21 protein-coding genes and 1 pseudogene are annotated in these 25,143 nt (G+C 52.6%); 12 read left to right on the top strand and 10 right to left on the bottom strand.

Going from position 1 to position 25,143, the window contains the following annotated elements; all coding sequences use genetic code 11:
* The first annotated feature begins 4 nt into the window (after positions 1–4).
* On the top strand, positions 5–1,618 hold the full coding sequence (locus tag BM477_RS04115) for an ABC-F family ATP-binding cassette domain-containing protein (protein WP_075361396.1): 1,614 nt from the start codon (positions 5–7) through the stop codon (positions 1,616–1,618).
* 28 nt (positions 1,619–1,646) lie between these two features.
* The gene (locus tag BM477_RS04110) at positions 1,647–2,141 is read left to right on the top strand and encodes a SixA phosphatase family protein (RefSeq protein WP_075361395.1); all 495 of its coding nucleotides are present in this window, start codon (positions 1,647–1,649) and stop codon (positions 2,139–2,141) included.
* A 32-nt stretch (positions 2,142–2,173) separates the two neighbouring features.
* Here the strand turns inward: BM477_RS04110 and glgC are convergent, their stop codons facing one another.
* Positions 2,174–3,409, bottom strand: a complete 1,236-nt coding sequence (gene glgC / locus BM477_RS04105; protein ID WP_075361394.1) for a glucose-1-phosphate adenylyltransferase — start codon at positions 3,407–3,409, stop codon at positions 2,174–2,176.
* A gap of 80 nt (positions 3,410–3,489) precedes the next feature.
* Here glgC and glgA point away from each other — a divergent pair, with 80 nt between their 5' ends.
* The 6 genes and pseudogenes from glgA to BM477_RS04075 all read left to right on the top strand — a co-directional run bounded on the left by glgA (position 3,490) and on the right by BM477_RS04075 (position 11,297).
* Positions 3,490–4,710 carry a glycogen synthase gene (gene glgA / locus BM477_RS04100; protein WP_075361393.1) on the top strand — a complete coding sequence of 407 codons (1,221 nt, stop codon included), beginning with the start codon at positions 3,490–3,492 and terminating at the stop codon, positions 4,708–4,710.
* Between the two features lie 9 nt (positions 4,711–4,719).
* Complete coding sequence (locus tag BM477_RS04095; RefSeq protein ID WP_075361392.1) at positions 4,720–5,505, top strand: ABC transporter ATP-binding protein; 786 nt, start codon at positions 4,720–4,722, stop codon at positions 5,503–5,505.
* Between the two features lie 4 nt (positions 5,506–5,509).
* Complete coding sequence (locus tag BM477_RS04090; RefSeq protein ID WP_075361391.1) at positions 5,510–5,962, top strand: NfeD family protein; 453 nt, start codon at positions 5,510–5,512, stop codon at positions 5,960–5,962.
* Between the two features lie 84 nt (positions 5,963–6,046).
* Positions 6,047–6,854, top strand: a pseudogene (locus tag BM477_RS04085) (SPFH domain-containing protein); the annotation flags it as partial.
* 109 nt (positions 6,855–6,963) lie between these two features.
* Positions 6,964–8,301, top strand: coding sequence for a type I glutamate--ammonia ligase (glnA, locus tag BM477_RS04080; protein WP_075361390.1), 1,338 nt, complete (start codon positions 6,964–6,966; stop codon positions 8,299–8,301).
* A gap of 5 nt (positions 8,302–8,306) precedes the next feature.
* Positions 8,307–11,297: a bifunctional [glutamine synthetase] adenylyltransferase/[glutamine synthetase]-adenylyl-L-tyrosine phosphorylase gene (locus BM477_RS04075; RefSeq protein ID WP_075361389.1), complete on the top strand. Its 2,991-nt coding sequence runs from the start codon at positions 8,307–8,309 to the stop codon at positions 11,295–11,297.
* A 7-nt stretch (positions 11,298–11,304) separates the two neighbouring features.
* Here BM477_RS04075 and BM477_RS04070 read toward each other — a convergent pair whose 3' ends face one another.
* From BM477_RS04070 to BM477_RS04055, 4 genes are all read right to left on the bottom strand, one after another.
* Positions 11,305–12,105, bottom strand: a complete 801-nt coding sequence (locus BM477_RS04070; RefSeq protein WP_075361388.1) for an amino acid ABC transporter ATP-binding protein — start codon at positions 12,103–12,105, stop codon at positions 11,305–11,307.
* Positions 12,102–13,061 (bottom strand): amino acid ABC transporter permease, encoded by a 960-nt coding sequence (locus tag BM477_RS04065; RefSeq protein WP_075361387.1) that lies wholly within the window; start codon positions 13,059–13,061, stop codon positions 12,102–12,104. Before BM477_RS04065 ends, BM477_RS04070 begins: the two co-directional genes overlap by 4 nt.
* Before the next feature lie 3 nt (positions 13,062–13,064).
* Positions 13,065–13,997: an ABC transporter substrate-binding protein gene (locus tag BM477_RS04060; RefSeq protein WP_075361386.1), complete on the bottom strand. Its 933-nt coding sequence runs from the start codon at positions 13,995–13,997 to the stop codon at positions 13,065–13,067.
* Positions 13,998–14,154: 157 nt separating this feature from the next.
* Positions 14,155–14,856 carry a DUF4191 domain-containing protein gene (locus tag BM477_RS04055; RefSeq protein WP_075361385.1) on the bottom strand — a complete coding sequence of 234 codons (702 nt, stop codon included), beginning with the start codon at positions 14,854–14,856 and terminating at the stop codon, positions 14,155–14,157.
* A gap of 195 nt (positions 14,857–15,051) precedes the next feature.
* Here BM477_RS04055 and BM477_RS04050 point away from each other — a divergent pair, with 195 nt between their 5' ends.
* Positions 15,052–16,215 (top strand): protein kinase family protein, encoded by a 1,164-nt coding sequence (locus BM477_RS04050; protein ID WP_075361384.1) that lies wholly within the window; start codon positions 15,052–15,054, stop codon positions 16,213–16,215.
* Positions 16,216–16,288: 73 nt separating this feature from the next.
* On the opposite strand, the gene sucB is transcribed toward BM477_RS04050, so the two are convergent.
* The 5 genes from sucB to BM477_RS04025 form a co-directional block, all read right to left on the bottom strand.
* The gene (gene sucB / locus BM477_RS04045) at positions 16,289–18,073 is read right to left on the bottom strand and encodes a 2-oxoglutarate dehydrogenase, E2 component, dihydrolipoamide succinyltransferase (RefSeq protein ID WP_075361383.1); all 1,785 of its coding nucleotides are present in this window, start codon (positions 18,071–18,073) and stop codon (positions 16,289–16,291) included.
* A 27-nt stretch (positions 18,074–18,100) separates the two neighbouring features.
* On the bottom strand, positions 18,101–19,477 hold the full coding sequence (lpdA, locus tag BM477_RS04040; RefSeq protein WP_075361382.1) for a dihydrolipoyl dehydrogenase: 1,377 nt from the start codon (positions 19,475–19,477) through the stop codon (positions 18,101–18,103).
* Between the two features lie 138 nt (positions 19,478–19,615).
* On the bottom strand, positions 19,616–21,067 hold the full coding sequence (locus BM477_RS04035; protein WP_075361381.1) for a leucyl aminopeptidase: 1,452 nt from the start codon (positions 21,065–21,067) through the stop codon (positions 19,616–19,618).
* Positions 21,068–21,158: 91 nt separating this feature from the next.
* Entirely contained in the window at positions 21,159–21,620 is a 462-nt protein-coding gene (locus tag BM477_RS04030) for a tRNA (cytidine(34)-2'-O)-methyltransferase (protein WP_075361380.1), read from the bottom strand.
* A gap of 51 nt (positions 21,621–21,671) precedes the next feature.
* Complete coding sequence (locus BM477_RS04025; protein ID WP_075361379.1) at positions 21,672–22,202, bottom strand: YbhB/YbcL family Raf kinase inhibitor-like protein; 531 nt, start codon at positions 22,200–22,202, stop codon at positions 21,672–21,674.
* Positions 22,203–22,342: 140 nt separating this feature from the next.
* Between BM477_RS04025 and BM477_RS04020 the strand changes: the two genes are divergently transcribed.
* The 3 genes from BM477_RS04020 to BM477_RS04010 are packed head-to-tail and all read left to right on the top strand — an operon-like array spanning position 22,343 to position 25,133.
* Positions 22,343–22,840: a hypothetical protein gene (locus BM477_RS04020; RefSeq protein ID WP_075361378.1), complete on the top strand. Its 498-nt coding sequence runs from the start codon at positions 22,343–22,345 to the stop codon at positions 22,838–22,840.
* On the top strand, positions 22,837–24,450 hold the full coding sequence (locus BM477_RS04015) for a Y-family DNA polymerase (protein ID WP_075361377.1): 1,614 nt from the start codon (positions 22,837–22,839) through the stop codon (positions 24,448–24,450). The genes BM477_RS04020 and BM477_RS04015 overlap by 4 nt, the downstream gene beginning before the upstream one ends.
* A 56-nt stretch (positions 24,451–24,506) precedes the next feature.
* Positions 24,507–25,133, top strand: coding sequence for a thymidine kinase (locus BM477_RS04010; RefSeq protein WP_075361376.1), 627 nt, complete (start codon positions 24,507–24,509; stop codon positions 25,131–25,133).
* Positions 25,134–25,143: the final 10 nt, after the last annotated feature.

Below are 25,143 nucleotides of genomic sequence, written 5' to 3'. Positions count from 1 at the left end.
GCCAGTGATTAATGTATCTAACCTATCCGTACGAATCGGGGCGCGCACCCTCGTCAAAGAGGCCTCCTTTAAAGTAGATAAGGGCATGCGGATTGGTCTGGTGGGACGTAACGGTGCCGGGAAGACCACCACCATGCGGCTACTTGCGGGAGATAACTCTAACTCAGACATTGTGGAGTTCTCAGGCTCAGTCCACTCGAATGGAACCGTTGGATACCTTTCCCAAGATCCTCGCGTGGGAGATCCTGAACAGACTGCTAGGGCGCGAATTATTGAGGTTCGTGGCATCGATAAGCTACTTGCTCGCATCAAGAAAGCCGAGCGCGATATGGGGACTTTGACCGGAGATAAACAGGTCAAAGCGATGGAACGATACACCCGTCTAGATCACGAATTTACGGTTGCCGGGGGATGGCGAGCAAACGCGGAAGCCGCTCAAATTGCGAACTCTTTAGGGCTGCCAAACCGGGTTCTGGAACAGCCTCTGCACACTCTTTCGGGCGGCCAACGCCGGCGAGTAGAGCTGGCCAGAGTGCTTTTCTCAGAGGCTGACGTGCTGCTTTTGGATGAACCAACAAACCACCTAGACCATGACTCCATCATCTGGTTGAGAGAATATTTGCGCAACTATCCTGGTGGTTGTGTGATTATTTCCCACGATGTCAAGCTCCTCCAAGAGACAGTTAATCAAGTCATTTACTTGGATGCCTCACGCGGGGTAATGGATATTTACCATCTGGGTTGGGCTGAGTACTTAAAGCAACGCGCTGATGACGAACGCCGGCGACGGCGGGAGCGGGCTAACGCGGAAAAGAAGGCTGCCGCGCTGCGTTTACAGGGCGAAAAGATGAGAGCAAAAGCAACCAAAGCCGTTGCCGCTCAGCAGATGCTACGTAGGGCTGAGGAGCTGTTGGCTTCGGTGGAGGAATCTGCTCCCGTGGAGAAGGTTGCGAATATTCGTTTTCCCGACCCTGCGCCTTCCGGTAGAGTACCGCTGGAGGCGCGCGGGATTACTAAATCCTACGGCTCACTGGATGTGTTGATTGGCGTGGATTTAGCGATTGACCGTGGTTCAAAAGTAGTTGTCTTGGGTTTGAATGGTGCCGGTAAGACCACCTTGCTCCGTATCTTAGCTGGGGTCGAGGAAGCTGACGACGGTGAGGTAATCGCCGGCCACGGGCTTAAACTCGGCTACTACGCGCAGGAACATGAAACCCTCGATGTGCACGCTACCGTTTTGGAGAATATGGCTGCAGCCGCCCCAGATTTTGATGATACTCAAACCCGCAATGTGTTAGGGCGGTTCCTTTTCAGCGGTGAAGACGTGGACAAGCCTGCTGCAGTTCTTTCCGGAGGTGAGAAGACCCGCCTGGCGCTGGCCACGCTCGTAGTCTCTGCTGCGAATGTGCTGCTACTCGATGAGCCTACTAACAACCTAGATCCTGCCTCGCGGGAACAGATTTTGGAAGCTTTAGCTAGTTACGAGGGAGCAGTTATTCTAGTCACCCACGATCCGGGAGCAGTTGAAGCTCTCAATCCTGACCGAGTGTTGATTTTGCCTGATGCGGATGAGGACCTTTGGTCGGAAGATTATCTAGATTTGGTAACCTTGACCTAGATTCAAACGACTTTCAGAAAGTTGACAGATGGGCACTCGTATCGTTCTAATCAGGCATGCTACTGCTGAGAGATACTCCGATTCTGGAGACCACGGTAGAGCTCTCACTACGGGCGGTAAAGAGCAAGCGGCCGCCCTCGGCAGGCTACTTGGCGATTATCTGGTAGATCCAGTAACGGTGTATGTGTCATCAGCTCTGCGGACGCGGCAAACCCTGGCGGCGATACAACCAAGTCAGTCATTCGCTGACGTTGTGGAAGATCGAAAAATCTATCAGGCATGGATGGATGACCTGATAGAAATTATCAGGTTGAGTGAAACCGCGACCACTGTAATCATCGGACATGAGCCGACTATTTCAGCGACCGCTGCTCAACTAGTAGCTAATGAAGCACAAGCACAAATCTTCAATCATGGGGTTCCCACAGCCACCGCAGTCGTGCTTGATTGCGACCTAACGCCCTCGGAAATCAACTACGGAAGTTGTCAACTAGTGCAGGTACTACATACAACTGTGCCCTAGAACCGCAGCTCTAGGGCACAGTGACTTGCAGGCTACTTGCGGATTACTAGACCCTTGGGGGCTACCACAATTCCGGATTCTGTCACGGTCAAACCGCGTTCCCGGTCACGGTCCAGATCGACACCGACCTGAGCGCCCGGCTCAACCACGCAGTTCTTATCCAAGATAGCGCGGTGTACTACCGCACCGCGGCCCACCTTGGTGGAGTGCATCAGTACGGAGCCAGAAATATCTGCCCAAGAGTGCACATACACGCCGGGGGAGAGAACTGAACGTTGTACCTTACCGCCGGAAATAATCACCGAAGGGGAGACAATCGAATCAATTGCCACGCCCATCCGGTCCGCACTGCCGTAAACGAACTTAGCAGGAGCAAAAGAACCCGACAGACCTGTGAATACCGGCCAGTTTTGGTTGTACAGATTGAACACCGGGTTCACTGACACCAAATCCATATTCGCCTCATAGTAGGCATCCAAAGTACCTACATCACGCCAGTAGTCGCGGTCGCGGTCCAATGCGCCAGGGACGTCATTATCAATGAAGTCATACACGCCAGCAGCGTTTTGGGAGACGAAATAGGGGACAATATTGCCGCCCATGTCATGTGCTGACTCAGAATCTTGGGCATCTATCGATAGTGCTTCTTTCAAATCTTTGGTGGTGAAAATGTAGTTGCCCATCGAGGCTAACACCTGATCGGGCGCATCGGGTAGCCCCTTACAATTCTCAGGTTTCTCCAAGAAGTTGGTGATGACCCCGTCTTTAGCCTCAATCACGCCGAACTGGTTGGCCAAAGACAAAGGCTGGCGAATACCAGCTACCGTGCAAGGCAGACCGGAAGCGATGTGATGATCCAGCATCTGGCTGAAATCCATCCGGTAAATATTATCTGCACCGGTGATGACAATATAGTCGGGCTTCTCATCTTCAACAATATTCATGGACTGGTAGATGGCGTCGGCGCTACCTAGGAACCAGTGCTTGCCCATTCGTTGCTGCGCCGGAACCGGAGCCACGAAATTGCCCAAAAGATTGGACATGCGCCATGTCAAAGTAACGTGACGGTCCAAAGAGTGCGATTTGTACTGGGTTAAGACGACAACCTGCAAGAAACCAGAGTTGACGATATTAGAGAGAGAAAAATCAATCAATCTATAATGCCCGCCAAAGGGGACTGCAGGCTTAGCCCGATCCACAGTGAGGGGCATAAGACGCTTACCTTCGCCGCCGGCGAGAACAATTGCTAATACGCGTGGGTTACTCATAGTCGTATTCTAACGACTAAATCACTGTCATGTGTCCTAAATGACAGTACAATATGGGTAGAACTAGAAAGGTTGTGCAAATGAGAGTTGATCTTTTAACCCGGGAATTCCCTCCTCATGTCTATGGCGGAGCTGGAGTACACGTAGAAGAATTGTCGAAAGTACTTGCCGAACATGTTGATGTTCATGTGCATGCCTTCGATGGCCCCCGTACAGACAACCCGAGTGTATCCGGCTACAGCAATCTTTCTGAACTTAAAGACGCTAACCCGGCCCTGCAGTCCCTCGGCGTAGACCTACAAATGGCAGCCGGAGCCACCGGAGCAGATTTAGTCCACTCCCACACGTGGTATGCCAATATGGCCGGGCACTGGGCTTCCCTGTTGCACGGGGTACCCCACGTGATTAGCGCTCACTCTCTGGAGCCCCTGCGTCCTTGGAAGGCTGAGCAGCTTGGCGGTGGATACCAAGTATCGCTTTGGGCTGAGAAGACCGCTTACCTAGGTGCGGCTGGAATCATTGCAGTTTCGAACGGTATGCGTGACGACATCTTGCGTTGCTACCCAGAAATTGATCCTGCTAAGGTGCATGTCGTCCATAACGGGATTGATCTTGAGAGCTGGTTGCCCGATCATAGTGAGGCCGGCCAGGCGCACGCGGCTGCAACTTTGGAACGTCTTGGTATTAAAGCTGGCATTCCCACTGTCGTTTTTGTCGGCCGGATTACCCGTCAGAAGGGATTGCCCTATCTGTTGCGGGCACTGCATGAGCTACCTCCCCAAGTGCAAATCATCCTCTGTGCGGGTGCTCCCGATACCGAAGAAATCATGCGTGAAGTGGTGGGCCTAGTTGACCAGTTGCGCGAAGAGCGTGGACAGGTGATCTGGGTTGAAGATATGCTGCCGCGTCGCGATCTTGTCGCGGTACTTGATAACTCGACTGTGTTCGTCACCCCTTCAGTCTATGAGCCCCTAGGCATTGTGAATTTGGAAGCGATGGCAGTTTCTTTGCCTGTGGTCGGAACCGCTACCGGGGGCATTCCGGATGTAATTGTTGACGGAGAAACTGGCGTGCTAGTTCCCATCGAACAGGCTCAGGACGGAACTGGAACGCCTCTAGACCCAGATAAGTTTGTGGCTGATCTGGCTGCCGGAATCAATCGCGTACTAGCAGATCCTCAGCTTGCTAAACAGATGGGTGAGTCTGGACGACGCCGGGTAGAGGAACATTTCTCATGGGCCAGTATCGCTGAACGTACCGTTGCCGTATATGAGACAGTGTTGGCGGAGTATAACAAGTAGAATATTTACATGGACACAGTTTTTTCACTCAACGACGTTAATGTCAATATCGATAATACTGCTATCTTAACTGCGCTCAATTGGCGTCAGAAGGTAGGGGAACACTGGGTTGTGCTGGGTCCGAATGGCGCAGGTAAAACCACTTTGACGAAACTCCTGATGGGACGTCTGCCTGCCACCAGCGGGTCGGTGGACATCCTTGGTGAGCCAGTAGCGGAAGTCCCCAGTGCGGAGCTGAACTCTCTGGTGGGTTATTCGTCATCAGCTTTGGCTACTCGCTTGCCGGCTCGGCAGACTGTATTGGACGTGGTGCTAGCTGCCGCGCAGGGCAGGACAAGCCGCTTTCGGGAAAGCTATGAAGATATCGACTTGGAGCGGGCGCATAACCTGCTCGCTGCCTTTTCGGTGGCGGAGCTAGCTGAAAGACTATACGGCACCTTATCTAATGGAGAGAAACAGCGTGTGCAGGTGGCTCGTGCTTTCATGGCAGATCCTCAGGCACTGATTCTGGATGAACCCGCTTCAGGTCTAGACTTGGGGGCGCGTGAAAACTTGCTGATGGCACTGACCGAACTAGCGGGCGATCACCGATCCCCGGCTATGCTTTTGGTGACTCATCACCTCGAGGAAATCCCGGCTGGATATACCCATGTCCTGATTATGTCGGCTGGGCGGGTATTACACTCAGGTGAAATTGCCGCTACTTTAACAAGTGAAAACTTGAGTGAAGCCTTCGGTATGGAGATTCAGGTTGAATCATCCCAAGGCCGTTGGTGGGCTCACGGAAGGCGATAAATAAATGAACCCAATCTGGTGGCTGCTAGCAGCCTTAGTCCTTGTAATCATTGAGGTAATGGTTGTCGATTTGACTTTCCTCATGCTTGCTGGCGGCGCCCTTAGCGGCGCTATCACGGCATGGGTTAAACCAGATAGCCTTACCATTCAAGTAGTGGTTTTCGTTGTGGTCTCACTCCTCTTGCTTTTTGGTGTGAAACCATGGGCGCGCGCCCATTTTAAGAAACGCAGTCCCAATCTGGTAACCAACGTAGCTGGTTTGGTGGGGAAGAGTGTTGAGATAACTGAAACTGTCACTAAGGATTCTGGTAGGGTTCGAATCAGCGGTCAGATCTGGTCTGCTCGTTCAGAAGATGGCTCGGTGATTACGCCAGGTACTCAAGCTTTTGTCGCTGGGATTGATGGTGCTACTGCAGTCATCTCTTTAACGAGCCACGATAAATCACAATCCGAATAATCTGGAGGGGTAATGGGAGATATTACACAGTCTTTCCTGACAACTATATTGGTGGTTATTGCCGTCGTTTTGGTTGTCATCATCATGCTACGAGCGGTTGTCATCGTGCCCCAGTCGCGGTCTATCGTGGTGGAACGTCTCGGTAAGTTCCAGGCAGAATGGCACGGTGGCCTGCATGTTTTGATTCCGTTTATTGACCGAGTGGTGGCACGTATTGACATGCGTGAACAGGTGGTGTCTTTCCCGCCGCAGCCGGTAATTACTTCCGACAACGTAACGGTTTCGATTGACTCTGTTGTTTACTATCAGGTTAATCAGCCGGCCAGAGCCACCTACGAGATCGCTAACTTCACAAGCGATTGAGCAGCTCACTGTGACTACATTGCGTAACGTGATTGGTTCGATGGACCTGGAAGCCACTTTGACTAGCCGTGATCATATTAACGGGCAGCTCCGTGGAGTCCTCGATGAGGCCACCGGAAACTGGGGTATCCGGATCAACCGGGTGGAGCTCAAAGCGATTGAGCCGCCTCCCTCGATTCAGCAGGCCATGGAAAAGCAGATGCGAGCCGAGCGTGATAAGCGCGCCACCATTTTGAAGGCGCAGGGTTTGCGGGAATCACAGATTTTAACCGCCGAGGGTGAGAAACAGTCCGCCATTTTGCGAGCCGAGGGCGAAGCGCAGTCCGCTATTCTGTCGGCACAGGGTGAAGCTGAAGCCATCCAAAAGGTCTTCGATGCGATTCATGCTGGCAATCCTGATCCCAAACTGTTGGCCTACCAGTACTTGCAGATGCTGCCGAAGCTTTCCGAAGGTGAGGCCTCGAAGGTGTGGGTGGTTCCGACTGAACTGACCGCAGCCTTGCAGTCGATCACGAATGGCTTCAACGGTAAAAGCGAAAGCCAAAACTAGCTGATGTTGATTCCCTCGGCTCAAAGTAATTCTGAGCCGAGGGAATCTTATCATGGACTAAATTTATTGAGATTGTAGAGGAAGCATAATGAACCAGATGCAAGAAGAAGTACTCAGCCGAGTGGCTGCGAATAACATTCGTTTTCTGACGCTCTGGTTTGCTGATGTTTCCGGTGTGCTTAAAGGTGTCAGTATTGATCCAGGCGAACTGGAAGATGCCTTTACCGAAGGCATCGGTTTTGATGGATCATCGATTGAGGGCATGACTCGTATCTATGAGTCCGATATGTTGCTACGTCCGGATGCCTCAACTTTCCAGATGTTGCCATGGGATGAAGAACACCGAATGGCCCGTATGTTTTGTGACGTGCTGGGCCCCGATGGGGAACCAGCCTACTCAGATCCACGGGGTGTGCTGGAGCGTCAGATTAAACGAGCAGAGGAGCTAGGCTTTACTTTCCGGGTTCATCCTGAGATTGAATTCTATCTGTTACGAGCGGTTACGGATTTAAAATCAGAACCAGAACCTTTGGATCGTGCCGGCTACTTTGATCATGTCTCTGGCGGAATGGCGCACGGTTTCCGGCGCAAGGTGGTGTCCACCTTGGAGGACATGGGAATCAATGTGGAGTTTAGCCATCATGAAGGCGGTCCAGGGCAGAACGAGATTGATTTACGAGCTGTGGATGCGTTGAGTGCGGCGGATAATATGATGACGCTTCGCACAGTAATCAATGAGCTGGCAAATCAAGAGGGGGTTGTCTCCACTTTCATGCCAAAACCTTTCCGTGATGAGCCCGGGTCGGGGATGCACCTACACCTGTCCTTGTTCGAGGGAGAGGAGAACGCCTTCTACTCGCCGTCGGGACAGTATCAGCTGTCACTTACTGGACGCCGCTTCATGGCAGGTATTTTACGACATGCCCGTGAAATCGCCGCAGTCACCAATCAGCACGTGAACTCTTACAAGCGGTTATGGGGCGGGGGAGAAGCCCCCTCATATGTTTGCTGGGGACATAACAACCGTTCCGCTTTGGTACGCGTACCGCTTTATAAGCCAGGGAAATCTTCCTCGTCAAGAATCGAGTTCAGAGGCATGGACTCCGCCGCAAACCCCTATCTAGCACTTGCGGTGGTACTGGCCGCCGGGTTGCGCGGTGTAACTGAGAAGTATGAGCTGCCCGACGAAACTGAAGATGATGTTTGGATGCTCTCTGACGGGGAACGTCAAGCTATGGGAATTGAGGCGCTACCGCGTTCGCTGTCGGAAGCTGTCCATCTAATGGCTAATTCCGACTTGGTTGCTGACACTTTGGGGGAAGAAGTGTTCGAGTACTTTCAGCGTAACAAGCGGGCCGAGTGGACAGAGTACCGACGCCAGATTACCGCCTGGGAGTACGAATACTTCTTGAATATCACGAACTAGGTCCCATGGCTGCTCTCGACAATACTCAACTACGCGCTTTCGGTCTGCGTCGGCCTGAACAGCTCCAAACTTGGGTGGAGAAAGGGGAACTGAATTTCCCTGAAGAGTACTGGCCGCTACTAAAGTATTGCGGTGACCCTGACGCGGCCGTACTGGCGCTTTTGCGTCTGCAAGAGGCCGACGCTGACGCGGTTGAGTGCTTTTCACAAACTCCAGTCCTTTGGTCAAGATTTTTGCGTCTGGCAGGTCTTTCAGATGCCTTAGCAGATTTGATTATCGCCTATCCCGATCTGCTGTCAGCCCTGACATTGCCAGTCTTGGGGTCGTTGCACAGCCATGAGGACATCGCAGCAGGCTTTGCCGCGCAGATGTCAGATGCTGCCGGTGGGGTAGATGAGATTAGGGAAAGATATTACGCTCTCTTGATTGAGATTGCAGTCAGTGACCTATTCGCTGCCGATTCCACATCCGATTTCCCTGAGATTTCTTGGCGTATTTCAACGCTTGTTGACGCCACTTTGGAGGCGGCGCTGACACTGGCTCGAAGGCAGGTTCCCCAAGCAAATGAGGGACTTTCTTTGGCGGTTTTAACCTTAGGTAAAGCAGGCGCACGAGAGCTCAACTATATTTCTGATGTTGACCTTATCTTCGTGGCGAAGTGGCCCGAAGAAATGACTGAGGGAGCCGCTTTGTCTGCGGCTACTAGTCTAGCGGTTGCACTCTCCACCATTGTTTCAGGTCCGGGTCGTTGGCGTCCGTTGTGGCCGATTGACACTGCTTTACGGCCAGAAGGTAAGGATGGTGCTTTAGTACGAGGGCTAGACTCCTACCGCAGTTACTACCAGAAGTGGGCTCAGCCATGGGAGTTTCAAGCTCTGCTGAAGGCGCGTCCTGTCGCAGGCGACCTTAGCTTGGGGCGTGATTTCGTCGCTATGGTACGCCCGCTGGTTTGGGAGGTCTCGGCACGTCCCGATTTTGTGGAACAGTCGCGTGCGATGCGTCGGCGGGTTGAATCTAATATTAACCGGCAACAGCGTGAACGCCACCTCAAGTTAGGTCCCGGAGGGCTGAGAGATGTAGAGTTCACTGTCCAGTTGCTGCAACTAGTTCATGGCCGCGTTGATGAGTCAGTTCGCTCTCCTAATACTTTGGAGGCACTGGCCCAGTTATGTGAAGGGGGATATGTTGGGCGCGCTGAGGCGGCAGAACTGGAGTATGCCTACCGTTATTTGCGGACGCTAGAACATCGCATCCAGTTGGAGAAGCTGAAACGAAGTCATGTGGTGCCAGATAGCCTCGAGAGGTTACGTAGATATGCCCGCTCATTTTGTGCTCGACTATCCGGTGAGGGGGAACTGGACAGGACAGAACTGCTGAGCGCTGAAGACTTAGAGAATGAGTGGCAGCGGCTCCGGATTCGGGTCAGGGAGCTCCACCAGCAGATTTTCTATCGTCCTTTGCTCTCAGTAACCGCAGCTTTGAGTAATGAGGATTTACGTCTTTCTGAGAGTGCCGCTGAAGACCGTCTCAAAGCTATCGGCTACCTAGATCCGAGGGCTGCTTTGCGCCATATCGGTTTCTTGACTGCAGGAGTGTCGAGGAGAGCCTCAATTGTCCGCCAGGTTCTCCCCGCCATGCTGGGGTGGCTGGCTGATGGGGCTAACCCGGACCGAGGTTTACTTGAGTTTCGGATTATCGCCGAGGAAGTGGGAGGCAGTCAGTGGTTCGGGAGAACTCTCCGTGACTCAAAACAGGCCGCCCAGCGCCTGTGCTTAATCCTGTCTAGTTCCCTGTATCTGTCCGATGCCATCAAACTTCAGCCGACTTTGATTCGTTGGCTAGACGGTGAAGATGAGCTTGCGCCGTTATCAATCGGTCAGCTACGCACTGAAACGCAGGCGGTAATCTCCCGGCAAGAAACCCTCGCCGATGCCAGCCAAAGAATTCGCTCAATTCGTTCGCGTGAGGTTTCTCGAGCCGGCTGTGCGGACATGATTTTTGGCATGGATGTTGCCCTTAGCGGAAGGCGACTGGCTGATTGTACCCAAGTGGCTATTGAGAATGCCTTGATGGTGGCGCGGAATGCCACCGAAGGAGCGGACTCCTTGCCGATGGCGGTTATTGCGATGGGAAGACTCGGCGGGCGCGAATGCGGTTATGGTTCCGATGCTGATTTAGTGCTAATCCATGATGATGCAGGCTGCGAAGAGTCCGAGGCCACTCGCATCGGGGCCGCAGTGGCTACCCAGTTACGTCAGATTCTCCAGGCGGAACCCAATTCGCTGGGAGTTGACTTTGATTTGCGCCCAGAGGGCAAGCAAGGTCCGCTAGCAAGGTCACTTCAGTCACTAGAGCGTTATTATCAGGACTGGTCGGTAGCCTGGGAACGGCAGGCTCTGGTACGAGCTAGGCCAATTGCCGGCGATGAGTCAGTGCAGGAAAGCTACTTGCGGATTGTTGACCAGCGCAGGTGGCATCAGCCGTTGACTGACAACGAGATTAAACAGATTAGGTTACTCAAGGCGAGGATGGAAAAGGAAAGACTCCCTCGTGGGCAAAAACCCAACCGAAACGTCAAACTGGGCCCGGGGGGATTAAGCGATGTGGAGTGGACTGTGCAGCTCGCACAGCTGCAGCACGCCCGCCTCCATCCCAGTTTGCGGGTAAGCTCCACGCTGGTAGCTTTAGCCGCCTTAACCGATGCTGGCCTGGTCAGTGACTCTGACCAAAAGCAGTTAAGAGAGGCATGGGTGTTAGCCTCAAAAATTAGAGCGGCAAATGCCTTAGCCTTGGGCAGGACACGCGGATACAAAGTTGATATCCTGCCGGCTACCGATGCTCAGCGCAGCGCGGTGGCTCGTATCCTCGGTTACCCTGCAGGTGCAGAGCGGCAACTCGAAGAGGATTACCTGAGAGCTGCCAGACATGCGCGTAGCGTGTTTGTGCGCCTTTTTCAAGGCATCACAGAACCCGCTGTCGGCAGTCACCTAGAGTAAATACCGCTTACAGCACTTTCCCAAAGAAGTCCTGGGTGCGCGGATGCTGGGGATTATCAATTACTTCTTGTGCAGTCCCGGACTCAATAATCATCCCGTCATCCATGAACACGACTTGATCTGCTACTTCTCGAGCAAAGCCGATTTCATGGGTGACCACAATCATGGTCATGCCATCATTGGCGAGGTTCTGCATCACCTGCAGGACTTCACCTACCAGCTCGGGGTCAAGTGCAGAAGTAGGCTCATCGAAGAGCATGATTTCAGGGTCCATAGCTAATGCGCGAGCAATCGCTACACGCTGCTGCTGACCGCCAGAAAGCTGGGCAGGGTAGTGATTCATGCGGTCACCCATGCCGACGCGCTCTAGCTGAATCTGCGCGTTCTGCCTGGCTTCTTCGTAGCTTATCCCTTTTACTTTGCGGGGCGCAATCATCACGTTCTCTAGGGCCGTCATGTGCGGGAAAAGGTTGAAGCGTTGGAATACCATGCCGATACGGGAGCGTTGCGCGGCGACCTGTTTGTCTTTCAAACGGCGCAGTTCAGTTCCTTCGTGCTGTCCCCAAAAACGCCATTTTGGTGCTGGCGCTTCATACATGCCCAGCATCTCGCCTTCGATGTAGATGCGCCCGGATGATATGAACTCTAGCTCATTGATGCAGCGAAGCAGCGTTGATTTTCCAGAGCCTGAAGGGCCGAGGAGGACACAGACTTCACCTGGTTGAACAGTTAAGTCAACCCCTTTGAGGACGTGTAGTTCGCCGAATATTTTGTGTACTGATTGGATCTCTACCATTGGGGTGGTCATGGCGTGTACTCCACAAATGGGTCTTCTGAGGTGGTTCCGGCAGCCAAGATGGCAGCCTGTTTACGGGAGAGTGAGCGTGATCGCTTACCGTTGCTATTGATGTCGCTTTCATTGAAGCCGCGGCCATAGTAGCTTTCTAGGTAATGCTGTCCCACCATCAAGATTGAGGTAATCGCAAGGTACCAGAGGGCTGCCACAATGAGCATTGGTAGAGGCATGTAGAGCCTTTGTCCGACCCGCGAAGCCGCGAATGTCAGCTCTGTTGTGACCGGGATGGCCACAACCAGCGAAGTTGTCTTCAGCATGGAAATGGTTTCATTTCCGGTCGGTGGGACTATCACGCGCATGGCTTGCGGGATGATAATGCGCCACAAAATAGTGGAGTGTTTCATTCCTAAAGCCTGGGCTGCCTCTGTTTGACCCTTGTCTACTGAGTTAAGACCAGTGCGGACAATTTCAGCCAAGTACGCGCCCTCGTTAAGCCCCAAACCAATCACCGCGCTGACGAAAGCGGTGAAAACAGTCTGGGTGTCGAAAACGAAGAACTCCGGGCCAAAGGGAATACCGAGACTCATCTGCGAGTATAGGGTGGGGAGTAGCCCCCAGAAGATGAGCTGCGTGTAGATTGGGGTACCGCGGAAGAACCAGATGTAGACCCAAGCCACGCTACGCATAATCGGGTTCGTTGACTGCCGCATGGTAGCGGCAGTAATCGCCAGAACAATCCCTAGAAGCATGGCGAGTACTGTGAGAAGCAAGGTGTCTAGGACACCCCTGACGATAGTAGGTGCGAAAAGCCATTGAGCTACTACATCCCAACGATACTTTTCATTGGTTACGAGGCCATTAATGAACATTGCGGCCAAGAGCGCCACCACGGCGGCACTGAGCCACCGTGATGGTTTGGGAACTGGACGAGCGTTGATTAGCTCGGGAAAGTCCGATTGTGTTGACATTGTTTATAGGCCTGTGGGGTTCAGTTCTGCAGTCGGGATGACCGAGGACGTGTCGACGTTCCATGCCTCGAAAATCTTTGCGACAGTGCCATCATCAATGAGCTGTTGAGTTGCCTTGGTGATGACTTCAGCAAGCTGAGTATCTTCTTTACCAGTCACAATGCCGGCTGGGAAAGCATCGACAACGTCACCGAAGGTGTCGAAGTCGCCAGGATTCTTTTCCTTGGCTAGCGCTGCAGCAATATTATCGACGAATGCGGCATCAAGTTGCTTTCCCTTGAGCTTGGTGAATAGTACCTGAGCGTCCGTTTCCGGCAAAATAGTGATTTCCGGCTTGGAATCGGCTACGCATTTTGCGGAAGCTGCTTCAATGTCATTTTGCTGGGCGGAACCGGACTGTACGCCCAACCGCATACCGCAAAGATTCGCAGAGTCAAAGTTTGCGGGATTATCCTTGCTGATGAGGTAGATTGAGCCAGACTTCATGTAGGAAGACATGTTTACTGCCTCGATCCGCTTCTCATTGATTTCAAAGGATGCAATCGCGGCGTCATATTTTGAACCGACAGCCGGAATGATAGATTCGAAAGGTGCATGGCTTAGCTGTGGTTCGAGACCGAGTTTTTTAGAAATAGCCTTGATTAGATCAATCTCAAAACCAATCGGAGTCTGCCCATCAAGGTCCATGAACTCTGCAGGTTCGTAGTCTGCGGAGGTAGCAATATTTAAGGTCTTCGAGTCTTGCAACTTGGCGGGTACCTGCTTGGCAAGAGTCTCATCTGCCGAAACAGAGCTGAGATCGAACTTGACAGTCTGGCTGCTACCTTCGTTGGAGGCTCCACCTGCTGGCGAGGTATCAGGATCACTGGCAGAGCAAGCGGTCAGGCTAAGAGCTAGGGCGCTGGCAGTAATAATGCCGAGGATTGGCTTTTTCATGATGAGGACTCCTTAAAGTTGTTGATACATACACTCTACCGCATAGTTATACACTGTGCCGCATAACTAAGCTATGAGGTGTGGCACAAAAAGGCGGGTGTTTCAGCATTTCTGCTAAAACACCCGCCAAAACTAAGTGTATAAGTCGTAGGTTTTCTTAGCCGCGTCCATACATCGCGCGCTTCGAAGCTCGCATCTTGGTGGGGTCGACTCCCTTCGGAATCCCCATCTCAGGGCCACGCAAAGAGGACAGACGGCGATCCACTGCAGGTACTTCGCTCTTCGAAAGAGAATGCTTGAAAGAACGCATCTTCTTAGCTAGCTTAGCCAAGGGTACCTGCCCCTCTTCATGGCCGTACTGAATCATGTGAATCGGAGCATTTGGGACCAGCCGCCGAATCCGTTTGCGCTCAGATTCTAGCAAGCGACCTACACGATGGGAGGGACCTTCGGAAATTAAAATAATCCCGGGGCGCCCAATAGCGCGCCAGACAATGTCTTGATCCCTAGTGATCACGGCTGGAGTATCAGAAACAATCCAGCCTTTTGACTGCCGAGACAAGACAGCGCCCACTGCCCCTGGGCGACCATCTAGCTGATCATAGAGTGCAGGGTTCAGAAGAACCGTTAGCAGAGTCAAATCAGCCAGCAAAGCCAGCATAATGCCAGTGATTGGGTAAGCAATCCAGTGGTCAAAAATGATTCCCAGTGCAATTGACAGCCCAATCAGGCCAACGGAAATTGCTAGCAGAGCCCAGCCCAACCACTTGTAGGTGCGGTGCACCATTGTGTAGGCATCTTTGAGATTATGGTAGAAACGCCGTTTCTTCGGTGCCTCTGTCTCTGTATCAGTCGCCATTACCTTTTCCTTGATAGGTGCTCTTAGTGTTCTTTAACTAAGACATACTGGTAATAGTTTACCTGTAAGTTATCCACATGTGCGAATCACTAGCCGGTTTTAGCTATTGTCTGGCTTTAGACTGACAGTATGACGCCAGACTCCTACACAGTAATTTCCGCAGCTCGGAAGACGTCGCTTGGTCAAGTTGAAAGAGTGCTAAGCGAAAACGGGCAAATTTATGAACGTCTGAAAATCCTAGACGAATGCGACAGTGCAGGCTTTCGCGCCTTTGTGAGGTTCTTGCATCTGCATCCGCAAAAGGCTTTACCCCTAATCGTGGCGTTCTTTCGGGAACAACAGCAAACAGTTCTGATTACTGATAGCCATGAGGGAATCTCTTTGCGCGCCTATTTGTCAGCTACTGAAGTTCGGCCCGATGAACTAGATTCATTGTGGAACCAGCTCAATGAGACCCTAAAACTACTCCATCGAAACGATTTTTCCCTCGGCACCTTGAATATTGACGATGTTCTAGTTGATAAACATGGAGAGATTAGGCTTTCTCTGTATAGTCTCAGCCAATCACCAGGTGGAGAACAGCTTGCGCGAGGCGGCGACATCGCGAGAGACATCGCTGATTTGGGTCGCCTAGAGCAAATCATACGGGATACCTTGCAAGGTGAACCCGTGGAAGCGCCGGAAACAACGGACTTTTCTGCGGCGGCTACGTCGATAAGAGCAAGCACAACAGCCGCAAAAACCCCGATGCGAAAAGCGCCCTGGCTAGCTGCGGCAGCTCTGGGTCTAGGCGGACTGCTCTCTGGAGCTGTCTGGCTGGCAGATACCTATTTCACGCCCTCGCCCAATCATGACATAGCTGCAGATATGTCATCTACGACCGAGTCTCACAGCACAGTAGAGCTAGATTGGGGAGTACCTGAGTCAACGATTGAACACTACGAAAACGCCCTCGACATTATAAACACACCTGTGTCGATTGACGCCGTGACTGATGAGACCGCAAGCCGAGTGATAGGTGCCCTGGCTCTACTCCGTGACGATGCGATAAACCAGCTTAAGCAGGCAGAATACCAGGCTTTGACGGTTGTTGGTTCCTCCGCGGCAAAGGTCGAAAATGGCCTTTTTCAAGCACTCATCAAAGACGGTAACCGCGTGCAAGGCTATCGAACGACCTATGAAGATGTGCAGATAGCGGCACGGGGTGCTGATTGGATTGAAGTGACGGCCATGATATCGCAAAGCGAGCACCTACGTTGCGCACAAGAATGCGTTGAGATAGCGCGGCTCCCAGCTCGACAGGTTCGGCTGAGACTAGTTCCTTCCCCCTGGCGACTATCCGAAATTGCGTCAGAGTGAGAAAAGAGCCCAAACAAGGCAAAAACAAGTTGGGGCGGTTACACAGTGTAACCACCCCAACTAAGCTTTTGAATCAGAGATTCAAATCAGCATCAAAATCTGCCTCTTCCAAACGACGCTTAACCGTCATCAGGTACCGAGCAGCATCAGCACCGTCTACCAGGCGGTGATCGTAGGAAAGCGCAAGGTAAACCATCGAACGAATCGAGATAGCCTCATTACCTTCAGCATCCTTAATCACCATAGGGCGCTTAACAATGGTACCGACACCCAAGATTGCGGTCTCAGGCATGTTCAGTACAGGAGTATCGAACAAAGCGCCACCAGAACCGGTGTTGGTAATAGTGAAGGTAGATCCAGAGAGCTCATCCGGACCAATCTTGCCGTCGCGAGTGCGGCCGGCTAGATCGTTGATTGCGTTTGCGATGCCCTGGATATCCTTGTCGCCGGCATTCTTGATGACAGGGACGAAGAGGCCCTTAGGAGTATCAACAGCAATACCAATGTTTTCCACGTCATGGTAGGTGACAGTGTTGTCATCATTGATAGTGGCGTTAATCTTCGGGTGGACCAGTAGCGCCTCCGTGGCCGCCTTCACGAAGAAGGGCAGGAAGGTCAGCTTGGTGTTCTTCTGCTCCTGGAACTTCTGTTTGTTTGCAGCACGGACAGCAGCCATCTTGGTGACGTCTACTTCAACCACCGTGGTTAGCTGAGCCGCAGTCTGCAAGGATTCAACCATGCGCTTGGCAATGACCTTGCGTAGGCCTGACATCTTCTCAGTGGTGCCACGCAGAGGTGAAGGAACAATCTCTTCTCGGACCTTAGGAGCTGGTGCGGCAGCCGGTGTAGCCGCTGGTGCGGCAGCAGCTTTGGCAGCATCGAGTACGTCCTGCTTGCGGATCCGACCGCCAACGCCGGTACCGGTAACGGTAGCCAAGTCAACGCCCTTATCTGCTGCCAGACGTCGCACAATCGGAGTTACATAGCTAGAAGACGATGCTGCCGGAGTCGGTTTCGGAGCGGCCGGAGCCGAAGCGGCGGGTGCGGCAGGAGCTGCGGGCGCGGCAGGTGCGGCAGGAGCCGAAGCGGCAGGTGCAGCGGGCGCAGCCGGGCTGGCCCACTCGACTACCTTGTCACCATCTTCGCCTTCACGCACGCGGGAAGGAATGTCTTTACCCGGGACTTCATCCACGGTGCGCTCAGCCTTGGGGGCCGGAGCGGGAGCGGGCTCGGGAGCCGGCTGAGCCGGTGCAGCAGAGCTAATCTTGGCGATCGGGGTGCCTACCTCAACGGTCTCATCCTCGGGCACCAAAATCTCAACTAGGTAGCCAGCAGTGGGGGAGGGAACCTCAGAGTCAACCTTATCGGTAGCAACCTCAACGATAGGTTCATCCGCCTCAATCTTGTCGCCGATTGCTTTCAGCCAAGTGGTAACAGTACCTTCTGATACTGACTCACCCAGTGCCGGCATAGTGACCTCAGTAATGTCGCCGGCGGGGGTCGCAGAAGCCACCTGGGCTGCTGGTTCATCAACAGCTACAGTAGCAGCTACCTCAGTAGGTTCAGCGGCAGGCTCAGCTGCCGGAGCTGCCGGAGCAGAGTCTGCTGATTCCAGCTCTGAAGGATCGCCAATCAAAGCAATCTCAGTGCCTACCTCAACGGTTTCATCCTCGGCTACCAGAATCTTCAAAAGTACGCCGGCTACCGGAGAGGGAACTTCGGAGTCTACCTTGTCGGTAGCAACCTCAACGATAGCTTCATCCTCGGCAATCTCATCACCCACCGACTTAAGCCAGCTCGTCACGGTTCCTTCAGTCACCGATTCGCCCAAAGCGGGCATTGTTACGGACGTTGACATATGTCTATTCTCCTCGTATCGAACGGATTAATTGTGGGAGTGAAGCGGCTTACCAGCAAGTGCCATAGCGGCCTCGCCGATTGCTTCATTCTGAGTTGGATGACCATGAATCAGGGAAGCTAGATCCTCAGGGAATGCCTCCCAGCTCACCATTAGCTGGCCTTCGCCAACCAGCTCGGAAACACGCGAGCCGAATGCGTTAAAGCCAACAATGGGGCCGTCTTTTTCACTGATCAAAGTGATGAAGCCGGTAGTTCCGAGAATCTGAGACTTGCCATTACCAGCAAGATTATATTCAACAACGTTGATGCCGTCCTTGCCGTAACGCTCTTCAGCTTGCTTGCGGGAAAGTCCCACAGAGCAAATCTCAGGCTCGCAGTAGGTGACGCGGGGAATCTCAGCATCAATCACCGGACGTGGATTCAAGCCGGCAATCTCTTCAGCGACGAAGATACCATGGGCAAAACCGCGGTGAGCTAGCTGCAAGCCGGGGACAATGTCTCCCACTGCGTAAATATTTGCCACACCAGTGTGGAGACGCTCATTAGCCAGCACATAACCGCGATCCATCGGGATGCCGGCTTCTTCGTATCCCAAGTTAGCGGTGGCGGGCCCACGTCCCACAGCAACCAGCATTAGGTCGCCGTCAACTTCGGTGCCGTCTTCAGTTACTACGTGTACGCCAGTTTCATCTTGGCTAACTGACTGGAAGCGAGCACCAGTGTGGAACTTGATGCCGCGCTTCTTGAAAGCACGCTCCAAAGCCTTAGAGACTGAAGGATCCTCATTGGGTACCAAGTGGTCGAAGCCTTCAATAATGGTCACATCACAACCGAAGGAAGCCCACACGGAAGCGAACTCAACGCCGATCACGCCGCCACCCAAAATGACTGCACGCTGCGGAACCCAGTCCAACATGAGAGCCTGCTCGGAGGTGATGACACGGCCTTCAATCGCTAGGCTCGGTAGAGACTTTGAGTAAGAACCAGAAGCTAGAACAACATTCTTGCCCTTGATTAGTTGGCCGTTGACCTCAATGGTGTCTTGAGCTACCAGACGGCCCCAACCGGTAATGAAATCAACCTTGCGGGACTTAACCAAGCCCTGTAGGCCCTTGTAAAGGCGGGAAATTACGCCGTCACGGTATTGATTTACCGCGGCAATATCGATGCCTTCAAAAGTTGACTTAACACCGAACTGCGCGGATTCGCGGATAGTGTCGGCAGTTTCTGCCGCATGCAACAAGGCTTTCGTAGGAATGCAACCGCGATGCAAACACGTACCACCGAGCTTGTCGCCTTCGATCAAAGCCACTTTCATGCCTAGCTGTGCGCCTCTGAGAGCAGTAGCGTAGCCGCCAGAACCGCCACCTAGGATGACAATGTCGTACAGTGTCTCACTCAACTGCAGGTCTCCTTTTTGTAATTGAATCTATAACAACTCAGGGACTGATGTCCTAGAGTCACTGTGTCTAGTCTCTCACCAAAGGCGAGAAAATGTGAATTATTTTCTTTGGTAATGTCTATTATCACATTTTGCTGATTAGGCGGGCTGCCGGCTAATCAAATAGTCAATCAAAGTCCGCACGCCCATGCCGGTTCCACCTTTCGGGGTGAATCCCCAAGGAGCCCCCGTATTGTAGGAAGGTCCGGCGATATCCATGTGTGCCCAAGGGAAATCTGCCACAAAGTTAGAGAGGAAGTTGGCGGCTACTAGCATGCCGGCGGGGCGGCCGCCAGTGTTTTGCACATCCGCAACTGTAGAGGAGTTGGCTTCTGCGGTTTCCTCAGGAATTGGCATTACCCACATCGGCTCTCCAGTTTCCTGCGCAGAAACCGCTAGCTCATCGGGAACCTCGCCTTGGCCCATTAGGCCTGCAGTGCGATTGCCGAGGGCGATGATCTGCGCTCCAGTCAGGGTGGCGACGTCGATAATTGCATCCGGATTCAATTCGGTAGCTAGGCTCAGTGCATCAGCCATGACCATGCGTCCTTCAGCATCTGTATTGATTACTTCAACGGTCTTGCCATTGCGAATCTTTACTACATCTGAGGGACGCTGCGCGGTATCGCTGGGAAGGTTTTCTGCCAAAGCTAGATAGGTGGTCACCTTAGTGTCCAAGCCCAGTTGGGCGGCCGCAACGGTGGCGCTCAAAACGGTGGCAGCACCAGCCATATCGGACTTCATATTCTCCATATTCAAGCCGGGCTTCAAGGAAATACCGCCCGAATCGAAGGTGATACCTTTGCCAATCAGGGCAATATGCGAAGTTGCGGCGTTGGGAGAGTAGGAGAGGCGAACCATAAACGGGGGACGTGATGAACCCTGGCCAACCCCCACAATGCCACCGCAGCCTTCGGCGCGCAGCCGTTCCATATCCCAAACTTCGATTTCGATGGGTAGGTCTGCGATAGCTTCGCGGGCTAGCTCCACAAACTTCTCCGGGTAGAGATCAAGCGAAGGAGTATTCACCAGGTCGCGGGTCAGGCTAACCGCGGCACTCACCTTCAAGACTGCGTCCAGCTGAGACTGGCGGCCCTCTTCCTCGGCAAAAGAAACCGACTCGATACGGGTAGCCTTCTTGCTGAGGTAACGGTCGTAACGGTATGCACCCAAGGCGGCGCCTTCAACTAGGGCGGCGAACTCTGTATCTGAAGTGGCAATATCGAAAGCCACGCTCTCAGCCTTAGTGATGCGGGTAGCCACGCCGGCAGCCCGGCGGAAAGCTTCGGCGTCAAGCTCATCTAGCTTCCCTACGCCCACCAACGTCAGTGTCTCGGCTGAGATTCCTGCCGGGGCAATAGTGGTAACCACAGAGCCGGCGGAACCATCCATGCCTAGGGCAGGAAGATGGGTGTCAAGCTCAGCAATAATCTGACTGTCGAGAGAAGACTGGCAGATAGCGGCTTCTTCGCCCTGCTTAGCCACTGCTAAAACAATGGTTTTTACGTTAAGAGTAGAAATGTCATCGGTGAATAAACTGAAATTTGTCATACCGGCATTCTATGCAATTTAAACAGTAGTAGCACTCTTATAGTGCAAGATTCGCCGATAACAATAATTCTTGGAAACCGCAGGGATGAGGTTACTCTCCGCCAACGAAATCTAGTTGTCGCCAAGCCTCATAAATTGCAATCGCTGCAGAGTTTGCCAAATTTAAAGAGCGATTCCCCGGTCGCATCGGGATGCGAACCAAATCCTCAATCCGCGGATGCTCCATAGCGGAATCAGGTAGTCCGGTAGGTTCTGGCCCAAAAAGCAGGCCGTCGCCGTCTTGATAAGACACGGCAGTATGGTAGGTTTGGCCTCTGCCTGTGAAGGCATAAATCTTTCCAGGTATATCGGCTAAAGCATCCTCAAAATTGGGGTGTACCTTCACGTGAGCCAGATCGTGATAGTCCAAACCGGCGCGACGCAGTTTGGTATCTTCCATCTCGAAACAGAGCGGTTCCACCAAGTGAAGCATGGAGCCAGTGTTGGCAGAGAGACGAATGGCTGCTCCCGTATTTCCAGCAATTCGAGGTTCGTAGAAGATGATATGAAGCATAGTCACCATTGTGCCACGATTAGCTCGCTAGGCGAGCGGGAAGCATTCTTCCTACTGGGTGAAAGTGGCAGTGAGAGTAGCCCTCGCAATGGTGTGGAAGAGTGCATTAAAAGAAACCACGGTCGGGGTGGCTTCGTCATCTAGTTCCAAGCTGGGCACGTCAAGCGCATGAACCGCAAAAATGTAGCGGTGGGGACGATCACCGGCGGGAGGGTTTGCTCCATAGTAGTTGGCGGCTCCAGTGTCGTTAGGGGAGTGGAAAGCTGCCCCGTCCAATTCTAAATCTGAGTGGCCGGCCCCGGCGGGTAGTTCCGTGACGGCGACATCAATATCTTGAATGCACCAGTGCCAGAATCCGGCCGGCGTGGGGGCGTCCGGGTCGAAGCAGGTAATCACAAAAGACTGCGTTTCGGGTGGGAAGCCTTCCCATTTCAAAGCGGGAGATTGGTTGCCGCCATTGGCGGTCTGGGCGGCGGGAAGGTCCCCTCCTTCAGTGAAATCGGGTGAAGTCAAAGTGAACGAAGGAACTTTAGGGAGAAGTCCATAAGGTTCTGGAGCAAGAGGGCGATCGTTCAGGTTCATCAAAGTCTCCTATCACTATTTTTTGACTTTCACTTGGTACTTTACGGGATAACGATGGGGGAGGAAAGTATTTCATTTTAATTTGTCCCACCCTTCCGATATTATCGAACATATGTTCTATCAAAGGAGGTGGGAAGCTGATGGAAGGAAGCTCAAAAACGGTGGAGCAGCAGCAAAGACTGGGGTTGGCGCGCTCGGTCTTAAACCAGGCAGAGGTTGCTTTTGGGTTAAAGGACCGGGCCTTCCTGCAAGACTTTGCACAGGAAGCGAAGCCATCGAAAGTTTGGGGAGGTAGCAATATTAGCCTGTCGGAGCGAGTAAAAACTGTGATGGGTACCTCCGGTTGGGCGGCGGTACTGGGGCGGGTTTCAATCGGTTGGGCCGCCTGGGCGGAAATGGGCATAGATTTAGGCAGGGTTCTTTATTTACCTTCGCCGGAAGAGCGGGCTCTTTGGGTGATGGAAACAATGCTGGGGGCGGTGGAGGTAGTGGTTTATGAGGCAGAGCTTTTTACTTCTTCGCAGTTGCTTAGACTGGAGGCTAAAGCGAAGGCTCGCGACACCCTCTTACTGGCTTATTCTCTAGAGCTACAAAGGCAGCGGGAACAGGTTTTGGGGCGAGAGGTTAAAGCCTCATGAGATGGCTTTGCGTGCTGGCTCCAGATTGGCCACTGGCAGCTTTGGAGGTGGAGGTTCCAGTTGGGATGCCGGCTGCGATTATAGGACGAGGAAGAATCTTATTGCCTAATCATGCGGCTAAAAATTGTGGCGTTGTAGCGAAAATGAGAGCTGTGCAGGCACATGAGCTATGTCCAGAGCTGGTGGATTTATCGCCCGACCCTTCCCGGGAAGGAAGAGCCTTTGAACCTGTCGTGTCAGCGGCTGCTCAATTGGCGGCAAATCTGGAAGTCTTGCGACCTGGTATTCTCACGGCTCCTGCTGTCGGACCAAGCAAATGGGCGGGAGGGGAACTGCAGCTGCAAGAACTCTTGATTGAGACCATAGTGTCTGCCACGGGGGCGGAGGTAATGGTTGGGATAGCGGACACCTTGGCGGCGGCCTGGTTGGCGGCCCAAGAAAACCGGATTCTTCCACCTGGGAAAACCGCTCATTATTTATCCAATATCACGCTTAGTGAAGTGGTCCATTTGGGTTTATTAGATTATTCGCAAGCGCAGCTCGATGACCTCTTAGCGGTCATGCTGGGATTGGGGTTAGATACTTGTGGAAAACTAGCTCAGGCGCCTAAAAATGCCGTCTATGCCCGTTTTGGGGATCTGGGACTGGAACTTTGGAATCTGGCCAGCGGCAACGATATTGCAGTTGTTGCGAAATCCCAGCATACGCCGCAAATCAGAGTTCAAATTGATTGCGATCCCGGGTTGGAAACGGTTGAAATGGCAGGGTTCGTTGCGAAGCGGGCGGCGGACCTGCTGATTTCAAAACTGCAGGGTAGGGGTTACTCTCTGCGTGGCGTCACAATCCAGGCGGTCACTGAAAGTGCTAAACATCTAGAACGAACCTGGCTTTTATTAGGAGAAAAAAGTGCGGTCGCCATCAGAGATCGGGTGAGATGGCAATTGCAAGGATGGCTACAAAATGGAAGTTTGGCAGAAATAATTACGCAGCTTACCTTGGTAGCAGTGGATCCATACCCGGCAGGAGAGGTGGGAGAGAGCCTGTGGGGGACAGCTAACGCGAAAACGGCTGCAGCTTACCGACTAATCAGTAGGCTACAAACTACACTTGGGGAGGCTGAGGTTAAACAGCCTTTTTATCAAGGTGGATATGATCCCCGTAGCGCCGTCAAAGTAGAAAAATATCACGCCCCTAGAAACCTAGCTTTGGGGGCGCTAAAACTGGACAGGGAAGGGGCGCTTAGAGAAATCGGTAAGTGGCCCGAAATCGTTTTGGAAAGGCCTCTTCCGGTGCAGGTAGTGGACAGTGAAGATAAAAGCATTCTAATTGATGCGGCAGGGGAAATGAGTTCCACTCCGGCCTGGCTGAAGATCGGAAAGGGGATTAAGGCGGCTGAAAGTCGCATATTAAGGGAACTTTTGGGCGGAGATTGCGTTGCAATAGAGAAGCAGTCTCCGGTTTGGCAAGTTTGGGGGCAATGGTGGTGTGTTAAAGAAGGTAACTATGAAAACCCTAGGGCCTATTTAATTGCTTCATTAGGTGGGAAAAAGATTGATATTTTGCTGTGCTACCAGCAAGGAGGGTGGTTAATTGACGGTGTTTATACCTAGAGAGGAAATAAAACAGTTATCCTATACAGGGACTAAAACAATGCGGAGGGGGAGCCATGGCTAAATTGTATTTTCGATACGGGGCAATGAACTCTGGGAAATCCACTGCGCTTCTGCAAGCCGCCTATAACTATGAAGAGCGCGGGCAAAGAGTACTATTAGCCAAACCAAAGATTGATTCCAAAGGGGAATCCTACATAGTTTCCCGTTTAGGGGTTTCTCGGAAAGTTGACTTCCTAGTTGGCAGCAATGACAATCTCCGCGATCATTTCCATGCTGTCGCACGGGGAGATGATCCTAATGCTCTGGTTAAACATGTGGAAATGGAGCCTGTGGCTGCACTGCTAGTTGATGAGGCACAATTCTTGAACCCTGCTCAAATAGATGACATGATGCGGATTGCTTTGCTGGACAACGTTCCCGTGCTGGCCTACGGTATTCGCACAGACTTTAGGACTGAAGCCTTTCCAGGAGCGCGCCGGCTCTTAGAGATTGCGCACACGTTAGAGGAGCTGAAAACAATTTGCCGTTGCGGTCGCAAAGCCATCTTTAACGCCCGAAAAATCGGGGACGAATTTGTGTTCGACGGCGACCAAGTAGCAATTGATGGGGTCATGGTTACCTACGAATCTCTTTGTGGTGCCTGCTATCTAGAAGAATCTGGCGGGCATTTAGCTTCCTAGCAAACCTTGC

The organism is Boudabousia marimammalium (assembly GCF_001936115.1).
Lineage (GTDB): Bacteria > Actinomycetota > Actinomycetes > Actinomycetales > Actinomycetaceae > Boudabousia > Boudabousia marimammalium.
The sequence above is the reverse complement of the archived record's forward strand: the minus strand, read 5'-3'. Positions and strand labels throughout refer to the sequence as shown.